This window comes from Cohnella sp. GbtcB17 (assembly GCF_019091135.1).
In the GTDB taxonomy this organism is placed as follows: domain Bacteria; phylum Bacillota; class Bacilli; order Paenibacillales; family Paenibacillaceae; genus Cohnella.
In genome coordinates this window covers 71265-83771 of sequence record NZ_JAGXJW010000005.1, presented here as the reverse complement: position 1 = coordinate 83771, position 12507 = coordinate 71265, and the positions used below count along the sequence as shown (strand labels likewise).

Sequence of the window (12507 nt, the reverse complement as noted above, 5' to 3'; positions counted from 1 at the left end):
TCGCGATTCTGAAAAAAAAACAACCTCGAAGGGTTGTTTGCAGCTTTTTATGCTTCTTCTGCTTCGTTCTGTTCCGCAGCCAATTCCTCTTCGGAGATCGCTTCTACGGTAATGTAATCCTTGAAAATCTCTTCGAGCGCGACGCCTACGACCTTGTGGGACTTGGGGGCGTGCAGCTTGCTGTTCTCGCCTTCGCGCAGCGACCGCGCGCGCTTGGAAGCCGCGACGACCAATGTGTATTTGCTGTCCACCTTGCGGACGAGCTCGTCGATCGATGGGTATAGCATCTAATCACCTCTCCGGTATGTTCTGCTTTTCGCGCAAGCCCTCAAGCTCGACGAACAGCTCGTGCAGGAAGCGCTCGCGCTTGCAATGCTCGGCGATCATGATGCTCTCGATGCGGCGGCAAGCCGCGTCGATCTCGTCGTTGACGACCGCATAATCGTAATGCTCGAGCAGATTCATCTCCTCGACCGCGACGGACAGGCGGTGATCGATGGTTGCCTGGGTCTCCGTGCCGCGGCCCGTCAGCCGGTCCTTCAGCTGCTGCAGCGACGGGGGCAGCAGGAAGACGAGGACGCCCTCGGGAAACTTCTCCCGAACCTTGACGGCGCCCTGAACCTCAATCTCAAGGATGATGTCCTTGCCCTCGGACAGCGTCTTCTCCACGAAGTCGCGCGGGGTGCCGTAGTAGTTGCCTACGTACTCGGCGTGCTCGAGCAGCGCGTCGCGTTCGATCATATCCATGAACTGCTCGCGCGTCTTGAAAAAATAATTGACCCCGTCGATCTCGCCGGCCCGCGGAGCCCGCGTCGTCGCCGACACGGAATAGGTCAGGTCCGGCAGCTTGCGGCGCAGCGCCGCGCAGACCGTGCCCTTCCCGACGCCCGACGGACCGGACAATACGATCAGCAAACCTCTGTTCATGGACTTCCCCGATTCATTCGTCATGTTCGTCGTCTTTGGTGGACAGGCGATGCGCCACCGTCTCCGGCTGGACCGCGGACAGTATCACATGATCGCTGTCCGTAATAATGACGGCACGCGTGCGGCGGCCGTACGTCGCGTCGATCAGCATATGCCGGTCGCGCGCTTCTTGAATGATCCGCTTGATCGGCGCGGACTCGGGACTCACGATGGAGATGATCCGATTCGCCGATACAATATTGCCGAATCCGATGTTGATGAGCTTAATCGCCATGCCACTATTCCCTCCGGTCCATGTCTTGCTGGCAGCGGCCGGATGGCGCCGGATAGGCACCATTGTTGCCACTGCAGCGCTTCCGCATACCGCAATCGATGGAATACGCTTGGCACCGTCCGCGTTCGTCATGTTAAAATTCGTCGACCGCGGCAGGCCATATTGATTCATTTTACTTGATAATCGTTGGTCGGACAAGAGGCGCAGCCGCAATTGTCGGCATGAATGCCGCTTTTCTCCTTGACGTACCGCGTCAATTCGACCGTCATCTCGTAATGCAGGAACGGCGTCATCAGATAGATGCCGTTAAAATGCTTCATCGCCGCGTCGAGCAGCTCCTTGGCGACCGCAATCCCCTCCGCCTTCCCCTCGGCGCCCTCAAGGCCGCGCATCCGCTCGCGCACGGCGTCGGACAATTGGATGCCGGGCACCTCGTTGTGCAGATACTCGGCGTTGCGACCGCTCGCCAGCGGGAAGATGCCGAGAAAGATCGGAACGCCGATATGCCTGGTCGCCTCGGCGATGCGCTCGATCAGCTCGGGATCGTACACCGGCTGCGTCATGATGTAGTCCGCGCCGGCAGCCACTTTCTTTTCGAGCCGCTGCACCGCCTTGTCCAGATGCTTGACGTTCGGGTTAAACGCCGCGCCGATGACGAACTTTGCCTTCTGCTTGAGCGCGCGGCCGGAGAAGGCGACGCCTTCGTTCAGCTGCTTGATCATCTTGATGATCTCGAACGAGGTCAGATCGTATACCGAGCTCGAGCCGGGCAGGTCCCCGAACTTCGCCGGGTCGCCGGTCACGGCCAGCACATGGTCGATGCCGAGCGCGTCGAAGCCCATCATGAGCGATTGCGTGCCGATCAGATTGCGGTCGCGGCACGCGATGTGTACGAGCGGCCGGATCCCGACCCGCTCCTGCACGAGCGCGCCGAGCGCCATGTTGCTCATACGCGTGACCGCAAGCGAATTGTCAGCCATCGTCAGCGCGTCGGCGCCGGCATCCCGGAGCGCCGCGGCGCCGTCCATGAAGCGGCCGATGTCCAGATCCTTCGGCGGATCGAGCTCGACGATGACAGTGTGCCGCTCCCGGACGAGCTGTACGATGTTGGCCGGCTCTTTGCCGCCGCCGACCGCCGCTTCGGACGGCTGACGGGACGGCGCGACGCGAACCTCGGCGGCCGTCGCCGGGCGCGACGATTCCGTCTCGTTCGGCGCGTAGCCGCGCAAGGCCGCAGCGATCTCGGCGATATGCTCGGGCGTCGTCCCGCAACACCCGCCGATCAGGCGGACGCCGTTGTCCGCGAACGTCCGGGCGTTCTCGCCGAAGTAGGCCGGAGAGGCGGAATAGACGACCTTGCCGTCCTCATAATCCGGCAGGCCGGCGTTCGGGAAGGCGCTGAGCGGCAGCCCGAGATCGAGCGGGATGTTCTGCACGGCCCGGAGGATGCCGTTCGGACCGCTGCGGCAGTTGAAGCCGACGACGTCGGCCCCTTCGTCCCTCAGCCGGCGCAGCGCCTCGCCCATCGGCACGCCGTCGCGCGTCACCGCGGGATCGTCCACGGCGAACTGGCAGACGACCGGCAGATCGCCGAGCTTCCGCGCGACGCGCAGCGCCAGCATCAGCTCGTCGAGTTCGAAAAACGTCTCGAGCAAGATGCCGTCGGCGCCGGCGCCGACGAGCGCGCCGATCTGCTCCTCGTAGTCGCGGGTGATCTCCGCCGTCCGCGCGTTTTTGCGCTGGCCGGCCCGGATCGCGCCGACCGCGCCGAGCACGTAGGCCGACTCGCCGCCGGCCTGGCGCGCGAGCGCGACGCCGGCCGCGTTGATGTCGGCGGTCCGCTTTTCGAGGCCGAACCGGACCAGGTTGCCGTGCTGCGCGGCGAACGTATTGGTCTCGAGAACTTCGGCGCCGGCGGCCGCGTAGCGGCGATGAACCTCGAGGATCATCTCCGGCTTGATCAGATTGTATTCTTCGAACGCGACGCCGATCGGGAAACCGAGCTGGTAGAGGTAGGTTCCCATCGCCCCGTCGCCGACGAGCGGCCGCTGGCTCAGCGCTGTGCGAAAATCCGGTTTCAAGAGGCTTCCCATCCTATCTATGTCATAAATGATATGCGTGCAATCGTTCTATTAATGTAGCATACTTCTTCCCCCACGAAAATGGCAGTCGCGCCGCAGCAAGCTCCTGCCGCCGCTAAACCGCCTAAATATATAGAAAGAACCCGGACGAGTCCGGGTTCCCGATAAGCGAAGCGGGTGCAGGCGACCTATTCGCCTCAGCGTCTTCTTCAGACCGTGCCGGCGTATACCGCTTCGGCCGGACCGGTCATGTATACGCGATTGTTGTCCTCGTTCCACTCGATGAACAGGTCCCCGCCGGCGAGCGAGATCGTCGCCGAGCGACCGGTCAGCCCGTTCAGCACGGACGAGACGAGCGTCGCGCAGGCGCCGGTGCCGCAGGCGAGCGTCGGGCCCGCGCCGCGTTCCCAGACGCGCATGTCGACTTGCTCGGCCGAATTGACCTTCGCGAATTCGACGTTGATCTTGCGCGGGAACAGCGGATGCGTCTCCAGCTTCGGTCCCCAGGTCGCCAGATCGAAGCCGACGGCGTCGTCGACGTAGATGACCGCGTGCGGATTGCCCATCGAGACCGCGGTGAACTTGAACTCGCGGCCGTCGACGACGACCGATTGCCCGATGACGGGATTGGCGTCGATCGTCGTCGGCACGTCGAGGCCGTTCAGGATCGGCTCGCCCATATCGACGCGGACGCGGCGGACGAGACCGCCCTCGACTTCGAGCTGGACGGGCTGCACGCCGGCGCCCAGCGTCTCGATCGTGATCGATTCGCGGTCGATCAGACGATTGTCGTAGACGTACTTGGCGACGCAGCGGATCGCATTGCCGCATTGCTCGGCTTCCGAGCCGTCCGAGTTGATGATGCGCATTTTAAAATCCGCGCGCTCCGAAGGCAGGATGTAGACGAGACCGTCGGCGCCGATGCCGAAGTACCGGTTGCAAAGCTTGACCGCGCGCTCGGCCGCGTCGGCCGGAAGCGCGGATTCGCCGTGCACCACGATGAAGTCGTTGCCGAGGCCGTGCATTTTCGTAAATTGCATAGGGGTATGCCCTCCTGATATGAAGTTCGTGATCGGACCTGTCCTTCCGTGTCCCTATCATACCGCAACGCGAGTTCGCTGCGCATACAGGATTCGCAAATTAGTTTGTACTTTTCCGCATCGAATGCCGCGGCCGGCAAGCCTGCTCGCGAATCGCCGCCATCCGCTACACGCCGCCGTTCCCGAGCAGACGCTCCATCTCGCCCAGGTGGCTTTCCAGCGTAATCGGATTGTAGTTCCCCCAGGAGTCGTTCACCACGTAGGCGCGTCCCTCCGCGACCGCGTTCAGGCCGTTCCAGTGCGGCGTGCGCAAAATAAACCGCCCGGAGGCCTCCTCCGACAATCCGCCGCCATCGGGCAATGCGAGGCAGACAAGGTCTCCCGCATAGCGAGGCATGTCCTCCAGCGCGACGCGTACCCAGTTCGCCGCCTTAGTCCGCGCGATAAGCGCGCGAATGGGCTCCGGCGCTTCATAGCCGAGTCCTCGGTACAGCGTATGGCCGAAATGCCGGTCGAGATACACGTACAGACCGCCGTGATGATAAACGAAGGCCGTCGCCGTACGGCCCGCGCGTACAGCTTCTCCCAGACGGCCTCGCGCTTCCCTCGCCTTTGCTTCGTAGTCCGAGATCCAGCGTTCGGCCGCCTCTCTTCTGCCCAGCAGATCTCCCATCCGGCGAAGCCTCGTGTACACATCCTCGTCCCAGGCGAATTCGAAGGCCGGGGCGACGCTGCCGAGCCCGGCCGACTGCGAGGACGTCAGGTAGCTGGGAAACACGATCAGGTCGGGCTTAAGCGAGGATAGACGCCGCGGATCCGGGGGACTCTCCACGGCGTCCACGCCCTGCGCGGCGTCGCCGAACAGCGGCAGTACCTCGGGGTTCGAAGCAATGGGCTTGATTCCGAGCGCCAAGAGCTCGCCCGTGTACTGAATGGCGTACACCCGGGGACTGTCGGCCATGCGCAGGCGGTAGTCGCTCGGCGCGACGCCCGTCGCGCGCTTGAAAGCCCGGCTGAAGTAATATTCGTCCCGGTAGCCGGAGCGCTGCGCGATATCCCGGACGCGCAGCCGCGTCTCCAGCATGAGCCGCTTGGCATGGCTGATGCGCAGATCCGCGAGATAAGCGGACGGACTGCGGCCTGTCAGCGCCCTGAACCTGACGCCGAACTGCCAGCGGCTAAGCCCCGATCGACCGGCCAGCGCGTCCAGATCGACCGGCTCCCCGAACGACCGCTCCATCGATGCCATGGCTTGCCGCAGCGCAGCGCCGTCGCCTTCGTCAAGCGGTCCGACGGCGCGCAGCGCCTCCAGCAGCACTTGCTGGCAGGCGATGCCGGCCTGCATTCGGTCGAGCGGGTCGGACGAATGCCAGTCGGACAGCGCGCGCCTAAGCCCTGCCCAGACTCCGCCGCCGCTCGATCTGGCCACACGTCGCGGTTCCGGCCAAGGGCCCTCTTCCGTCGGAGAAGCGAGCGCGAAGCGCAGCTCGAATCCCCGCAGGCCGTCCCCTTCGGCCGCGCGGAGCGCGACTTCCGCGCCGGGCGCGGCAAGCAGGCAATCGCCCGGCGACAGCGTGCCGGCTTCGTTTTCCGCAAGATACCGCCCGCTTCCGCGGACGATGGCCAGCAGCCTCAGCTCCGGCGATGCGGGCACCGCCACCTCGCCGTCGATGGCCCTCTCGCCGATATGCGCCAGCACGGCAGCAGGCGCCGGACCGCCTTCGCGGCCCGTCCGAAAGATGAAGGACATAACGCGCACTCCATTTTAATTGATAATTATTATCAATCAATTATAACAGGCACGATGCCGTTTGTCCCCAGCTACGCAAACTCGGCTTAAGGCGCGAGCAGCTTCGCCGCCTCGTCCAGCTGCCAGTCCAGCGTAAGCGGGTCGTTCAGGCCCCAGCGCGAGGGGACGACGTAGGCATGGCCCGCCTTGACCGCGGGCAGCGTGCTCCACACAGGGCTGTCCTTCAGCGCCTGCAGCGTATCTTCGCTCCCTTCGGACTGGACGAGCAGGATGCGGTCGCCGGCATAGTCCGGCAGCTTTTCGATCGAGATTTCCTTCCACAGCTCCGATCCGCCCGCGAAGGCGTCCCCGACGGACTTCGGCATGACGAAGCCGAGCGAACCGTACAAGGTGACGCCGACGCGAGCCGGTCCGTATACGTACAGCTTTTTGTCTCCATACAAGATGAAAGCCGTCGCGGTCTCCCCTTCGCCGATGGCGCCCTTTAATTTGTCCCGTGTCTTGGCGGCCTTGTCCTCGTAGGCGGCGATCCAGGCATCGGCCGCGTCGGCGCGTCCGACCAGCTCGCCGAGCGCCCGCAGGCGCGCGAACTCGTCCGTGCCGTATGCGACGGCGACCGTCGGCGCGATTTTGTTCAACTGATCCAGATCGCCCTTCTCGACGAAGTCCGGCACCACGATCAGATCGGGCGCCAGCGCGATCAGCTTCTCGGCGTTCGGCACGAGATCCGCACCGCCGACGTCGGCGATGCCCGCGAGCTGCTCCTCTGAGAGCGATTGCTTGGCGTTGACATAATTGGTGCCGAGCATCGGCTGGCCGAGCGCGACCATCTCGGAGGCAAAATAGTGCGCGATCAGCTTCTCGGGCTTGACGGGTATCTCAACCTGGCGGCCTACCGCGTCCGTGTACGACCGCGTGGCGGCTATCGCGGCCGACGGAGCGGCGGCGGTCGATGCGGCGGCGGAAGGCGCGACCGACGCAGAAGGCGATGCGGCAGCAGACGAAGCGGACGATGCGCCGGAGCCGGCATTCTTCCCGTTATCTCCGCAAGCGGTGAGTGCGGAGCCAAGCATTAATCCGACGCCAAGCAGCGCCATGGTCCATTTCTTTGTTTTCATTTCCGACAGATCCCCTTCACTATGAATGATAATCATTCTCATATGAGTCGGAATCAGTCTACAGCATGCCCGGTCGGCGGACAATGGACATTTCGACAGCGGCGGATGGACAAAATGAGAAAAGCCCGCCCCTCGTGCCAGAACGGCACGGTCGGGGCAGGCTGACCATACGACGAATGAACGGGACGGCAACGATAGCGGAACGATTAAGCTGGCGGATCGGCGGAGTACGCGAATCAACGGGCGACCGTCTTGACCGGACCTGCGCCGCGGCCGCCGTACGAGATGCGACCGCCGTTGCGACGGCGGCGGGACGATCCCCACACGCTGCCGATGCCCATCGCGAAGGTCGGAATGCCGGCGGCCACGAACACGAGCGCCCAGTCGCGAAGGTTAAGCGGGACGGTCTTGAAGATCGGCTGCAGCGGCTCGAAGTACAGGACGGCGAGCAGGAGCAGCAGAGAAGAGAGCACTGCGAGCACGAGAAACTTGTTTTCGAAAAAACGGCGGTGGAAAATGGAGCGCGAGCTCCGGCAGTCGAACACGTGGATCAGCTGCGCCATGACGAGCGTGGCGAACGCGACGCTCTGCGCGTGGACGAGCGTTGCGGCATCCGCGTCCCGGCCGCCGAGGGCAAGGACGAACGCGGCCAGCGTGCAGGCGCCGATCAGCACGCCGCGGCTGATGATTTTCCAGCCGAGACGCCGCGCGAAAATGTTTTCCTTGGCCGACCTCGGCTTGTGCCGCATCAGGTCGCTCTCGGCTTGGTCGACGCCGAGCGCCATCGCGGGCAGCCCGTCGGTAACCAGATTGACCCACAAAATCTGGATCGGGATGAGCGGCAGCGGCAGCGCAGCCATCATCGCGAAAAACATGACGAGAATCTCGCCGACGTTCGAAGCCAGCAAATAGCGGATGAACTTGCGGATATTTTCGTAGATGCCCCGGCCCTCTTCGACCGCCGCGACGATGGACGAGAAGTTGTCGTCGGCGAGGACGAGCGCCGAGGCTTCCTTGGTCACGTCGGTGCCGGTAATGCCCATCGCGATGCCGATGTCCGCCGCCTTGACGGCAGGCGCGTCGTTCACTCCGTCGCCGGTCATGGCGACGACGTGGCCGCGGCGCTGCAGCGACTGCACGATGCGCAGCTTGTGCTCCGGCGATACCCGGGCGTAGACGTAGACGTCGTCCGAAATTTTGTCGAGCTGATCGTCGGTCATGCCCGCCAGCTCCGCGCCGCTGACGGATTTGCCGTCGCGAGGCAAAATGCCCAAAGTGCGCGCGATCGCCTCGGCGGTCATCTGGTGATCGCCGGTGATCATCACGGCTTTGATGCCGGCCGCCTTGCACTTGACGATCGCGTCGTGCACCTCGCGGCGCGGCGGATCGATCATGCCGCCGAGGCCGACGAAGACGAGCCCCTCCTCCGCCTCTTCCTCGGACTCGCAGTTTTCGCCGCTCTTGGCGTCGCGGTACGCGAACCCGAGCACGCGCAGCGCTTCGTTCGCCATCGCTTCGTTTGCGCGCAATACCTTTTGACGAAGCGTCCCGGTGAACGGCACGACCTTCCCGTCCCACAAAACGTAAGCGCAGCGGTCGATCAGCAAGTCCGGCGCGCCCTTCGTGCAGACGAGGCGACCGCCTTGGTGCGACACGAGCACCGACATCCGCTTGCGGTCGGCGTCGAATGGGAACTCCTTCACGCGCGGGTACAGCGCTTCGAGCGAGGTTCTGGGCAATCCCGACTTGGCCGCAAGCGCCAGCAGCGCCCCTTCCGTCGGGTCCCCTTTGACCTGCCAGTCGGCCTCCTCCGGCGTTTCCTCCTCGCTGCGCTCCGCCTTCCGGCCCCGTTGATCGGGCCCGCGGTCGGCTTTGGCCAGCTCGGCGTTGTTGCACAGCGCAGCGACCTGAATAAGCCTGCGCAACGAGGCGTCTCCCTTCACGTCGACTGCGTTCCCGCGTTCGAGCAGCTGGCCTGCCGGCCCGTAGCCTTCGCCCGTGACGTCGATGTCCCTGCCGCCGGTCCAAACCTTCGTGACCGTCATCTTGTTCTGCGTGAGCGTGCCGGTCTTGTCGGAGCAAATGACGGACGCGCAGCCGAGCGTCTCGACCGATGGCAGCTTGCGGACGATCGCCTTGCGCCGGATCATGCGCTGCACGCCGAGCGCGAGCGCGATCGTGACGATAGCGGGCAGCCCTTCCGGAATGGCCGCGACGGCGAGGCTGACGCCGGCCAGGAACATGCCGTAGAGCGGCTGGCCGTGCAGCACGCCGGCGACGACGACGAGCACGGTGAGCGCCAGTGCGACGACGATCAGGATCTTGCCGAGCTGCTCCAGCCGATGCTGCAGCGGCGTCTCGGCTTCGTCCGTCTGCTGGATCAGGTCGGCGATCTTGCCCATCTCGGTGCCCATGCCGGTTCGAACGACGATGCCGCGGGCGGTGCCGCGCGTCACCATCGTGCCGAGATAGGCGCAGTTTTTACGGTCGCCGAGCGGGAGCTCGGCGGCATAGAGCGGCATGGACTGCTTGGCCGCCGGCACGGACTCCCCGGTGAGCGCGGCCTCCTCGATCGTGCACTGGCTGCTCTGCACGAGCCGAAGGTCCGCAGGCACCCGGTCTCCGCTCTCAAGCACGACGAGGTCGCCGGGCACGAGCTCGCTGGCGGGGACCACTTGGAGGCTGCCGCCGCGTATGACCTTGGCGTGGGGTGCGGACAGCTCCTTAAGCGCCCTGAGCGAACGCTCCGCCCGGAACTCCTGGTAGAAGCCGAGCAGGCCGTTCAGCACGATGATGGCGATGATCGTGAGCGCGTCCAGCATCTCGCCGAGCAGCCCCGACACGACCGTCGCCCCGGCCAGCACGAGCACCATGAAGTCTTTGAATTGATTGAGCAGCAGCTTGATCGGAGACTCCCTGCGCTTCTCCGCCAGCTCGTTTTTCCCGTGTCCCGCCAGCCTCTCCTGCGCGGCGCTCGGCGCCAGCCCTTCCTTCGTGTTCGTCTGGAGCAATACGGCTAGCTCGTCTTCGCTTAGCTGATGCCAGGCCTTCCCTTCCACGACGGGTTCCTCCTCCCGGATATCGCCCTCCGGACGAAGCCGGACAGCCTACTAGGTTATGTCTATTCGAACAAGCCCGGAAATATCCCCTTGTCCGCCGCTTTATGTGCGCAATCGGCAGAGCGAACGAGATAGGGCGCGAATGCGCTTATCGCGACGCATGTCCGGCTCGCGGCGGCCAAGATAAGTTCCAAATGAGCTTATCGCTAGGCCGAGAAGGCTCAAAGAGCGTGCGATGATGCCCAAACGACCTTATCTTGACGCCGAGAAGGCTCAAAGCGAGCGCGATAAGGTCCAAACGACCTTATCTGACGCCTTCATATGCTCGAGGGACCCGTGATAAGGTGCAAATGCGCGTACCCCCTTCTCCATTGCGCTCCTCCCCCCCCCACAATCGGTCATCACACTGTCCGCCGCCTTTCCCTTTGAGACCATCTGTGGCATCATAAAGGAACGGAAATTCCGAAATTCGCACCGGTCAGGAGTCATGCCTTTATGTCACTCGACGGCATCGTCGTGCGCGCGCTCGTCCACGAGCTGGAGGAGATCGTCGGCGCCCGCATCGCCAAAATCTATCAACCGACCGAAAACGAGGTCGTCCTGCATATCCGCGGCCAAGGCTTCGGCCGCAAGCTGCTGCTGTCCGCGCATCCGTCTATGCCGCGGCTTCATTATACGGAGCAGCCTTGGGCCAACCCCCAGGAGCCGCCGATGTTCTGCATGCTTCTGCGCAAGCACTGCGAAGGCGGCATCATCGAAGCGGTGCGCCAGCTTGGCGCCGAGCGGATCGTGGAGATCGACGTCCGCCACCGGGACGAGCTCGGCGATCTGTCGCTCAAGCGGCTCGTCCTCGAGATCATGGGCCGCCACAGCAACCTGGTGCTGCTCGATCCGGCGACCGGCATCGTCCACGACAGCATCCGGCACGTGACGCCCGCCATCAGCAGCTACCGGGTCGTGCTGCCCGGCGTCAAGTACGTGGCCCCGCCCGCCCAGGACAAGCGCAATCCGCTCGAAGCGACCGCTGCCGACGCGGCGGCCGCGCTGACCCGAGCGGCCGGCTCCCAGCCCGCAGGCGCCTTGGTCGAAGCGTTCACAGGACTCAGCCCGCTGCTCGCCAAGGAGATCGTCTTCCGCGCCGGCGGCCGCGAAGCCGACATCCCGGCCGCCTTCGTCGCGCTGATGGCCGACGCCGCGGCTCATCGCTACGCGCCGGCGATCGTCGAAGAACCGTCCGGCCGGACCCAGTTCCACGCGCTGCCGCTGACACATGTGCACGGCGAGCCTAAAAGCTGCGATTCCATGCACGCTTGCCTGGAGACGTACTATATCGACAAAGCCGAGCGCGATCTCGTCCGGCAGCGGACCGTCGATCTGACCCGGCTGCTGCAGAACGAGACGGCCAAAAACGTCAAAAAGCTCGAGAAGCTCCGTCAAACGCTCGAGGAAGCGGCAGGCGCGGACAAGTACCGCCGGCTCGGCGAGCTGCTGACCGCGCAATTGTACGCGATGAGCAAAGGGGACAAGCAGGTCGAGGTGACCGATTATTACGAGGAGGATCAGCCGACGGTCCGCGTGCAGCTGGACCCGCTGCTGACGCCGAACGAGAACGCCCAGCGCTATTTTCGCAAATATACGAAAATGAAAAACAGCCGCGACGTCGTCACCGAGCAGATCGAAGAGACCGAGCGCGAGATCGCCTATCTCGAATCGGTGCTGCAAGGGCTCGACACGGCCACGCCGGCTGACATCGAGGAGATCCGCGCGGAGCTGACGGAGCAGGGCTACATTCGCGCGCGCGGCAGCCGCAAAGGCGACCGGGGCAAAAAGAAAAACGACCGGCCCGCCATCCTCTGCTATACGTCCAGCGAGGGCGTGCCGATCTATGTAGGCAAAAACAATACGCAAAACGACTACGTGACCAACCGGCTGGGACAGGCGAACGATACCTGGCTGCATACGAAGGACATGCCCGGCTCGCACGTGCTCATCCGCGCCGTCGACTACGGCGAGCAGACGCTGAAGGAAGCCGCCATGCTGGCCGCGTACTACAGCAAGGGCAAGGAATCGAGCCTCGTGCCGGTCGACTATACGAAGATTCGTCTCGTTCGCAAGCCGAGCGGCGCGAAGCCGGGCTTCGTCATCTACGAAGGACAGAAGACGCTGTTCATCACGCCGGACGAGTCGCTCGTGCGCAATCTCGCCAGCGTCGTCAAAAAGGCTTAAGCGCCTCCGCGCCCTGATCGTCCGGTTAGGGA

Annotated in this window: 9 protein-coding genes; 1 reads left to right on the top strand and 8 read right to left on the bottom strand. The window is 64.0% G+C overall.

Annotated elements, in window-relative coordinates; translation table 11 throughout:
- Positions 1-47 precede the first annotated feature (47 nt).
- The 8 genes from rpoZ to KVT38_RS03710 form a co-directional block, all read right to left on the bottom strand.
- A complete protein-coding gene (gene rpoZ / locus KVT38_RS03745) occupies positions 48-287 on the bottom strand; it encodes a DNA-directed RNA polymerase subunit omega (RefSeq protein WP_217592353.1) in 240 nt (79 codons plus the stop codon).
- Positions 288-291: 4 nt separating this feature from the next.
- On the bottom strand, positions 292-927 hold the full coding sequence (gene gmk / locus KVT38_RS03740; protein WP_217592352.1) for a guanylate kinase: 636 nt from the start codon (positions 925-927) through the stop codon (positions 292-294).
- A gap of 13 nt (positions 928-940) precedes the next feature.
- A complete protein-coding gene (gene remA / locus KVT38_RS03735; RefSeq protein WP_027084220.1) occupies positions 941-1201 on the bottom strand; it encodes an extracellular matrix/biofilm regulator RemA in 261 nt (86 codons plus the stop codon).
- Between the two features lie 167 nt (positions 1202-1368).
- On the bottom strand, positions 1369-3282 hold the full coding sequence (locus KVT38_RS03730) for a bifunctional homocysteine S-methyltransferase/methylenetetrahydrofolate reductase (RefSeq protein ID WP_217592351.1): 1914 nt from the start codon (positions 3280-3282) through the stop codon (positions 1369-1371).
- 209 nt (positions 3283-3491) lie between these two features.
- On the bottom strand, positions 3492-4322 hold the full coding sequence (gene dapF / locus KVT38_RS03725; RefSeq protein WP_217592350.1) for a diaminopimelate epimerase: 831 nt from the start codon (positions 4320-4322) through the stop codon (positions 3492-3494).
- Positions 4323-4488: 166 nt separating this feature from the next.
- Positions 4489-6072 (bottom strand): helix-turn-helix domain-containing protein, encoded by a 1584-nt coding sequence (locus KVT38_RS03720; RefSeq protein ID WP_217592349.1) that lies wholly within the window; start codon positions 6070-6072, stop codon positions 4489-4491.
- Positions 6073-6158: 86 nt separating this feature from the next.
- On the bottom strand, positions 6159-7190 hold the full coding sequence (locus tag KVT38_RS03715) for an ABC transporter substrate-binding protein (RefSeq protein ID WP_217592348.1): 1032 nt from the start codon (positions 7188-7190) through the stop codon (positions 6159-6161).
- A gap of 236 nt (positions 7191-7426) precedes the next feature.
- Positions 7427-10249, bottom strand: a complete 2823-nt coding sequence (locus KVT38_RS03710) for a calcium-translocating P-type ATPase, SERCA-type (RefSeq protein ID WP_217592347.1) — start codon at positions 10247-10249, stop codon at positions 7427-7429.
- A 495-nt stretch (positions 10250-10744) separates the two neighbouring features.
- Between KVT38_RS03710 and KVT38_RS03705 the strand changes: the two genes are divergently transcribed.
- Entirely contained in the window at positions 10745-12475 is a 1731-nt protein-coding gene (locus KVT38_RS03705) for an Rqc2 family fibronectin-binding protein (RefSeq protein ID WP_217592346.1), read from the top strand.
- The last annotated feature ends 32 nt before the right edge of the window (positions 12476-12507 follow it).

Coding starts and splice junctions, on each gene's coding strand:
- rpoZ (WP_217592353.1), bottom strand. CDS start 287: ATGCTATACCCATCGATCGACGAGCTCGTCCGCAAGGTGGACAGCAAA.
- KVT38_RS03715 (WP_217592348.1), bottom strand. CDS start 7,190: ATGAAAACAAAGAAATGGACCATGGCGCTGCTTGGCGTCGGATTAATG.
- gmk (WP_217592352.1), bottom strand. CDS start 927: ATGAACAGAGGTTTGCTGATCGTATTGTCCGGTCCGTCGGGCGTCGGG.
- dapF (WP_217592350.1), bottom strand. CDS start 4,322: ATGCAATTTACGAAAATGCACGGCCTCGGCAACGACTTCATCGTGGTG.
- remA (WP_027084220.1), bottom strand. CDS start 1,201: ATGGCGATTAAGCTCATCAACATCGGATTCGGCAATATTGTATCGGCG.
- KVT38_RS03705 (WP_217592346.1), top strand. CDS start 10,745: ATGTCACTCGACGGCATCGTCGTGCGCGCGCTCGTCCACGAGCTGGAG.
- KVT38_RS03720 (WP_217592349.1), bottom strand. CDS start 6,072: ATGTCCTTCATCTTTCGGACGGGCCGCGAAGGCGGTCCGGCGCCTGCT.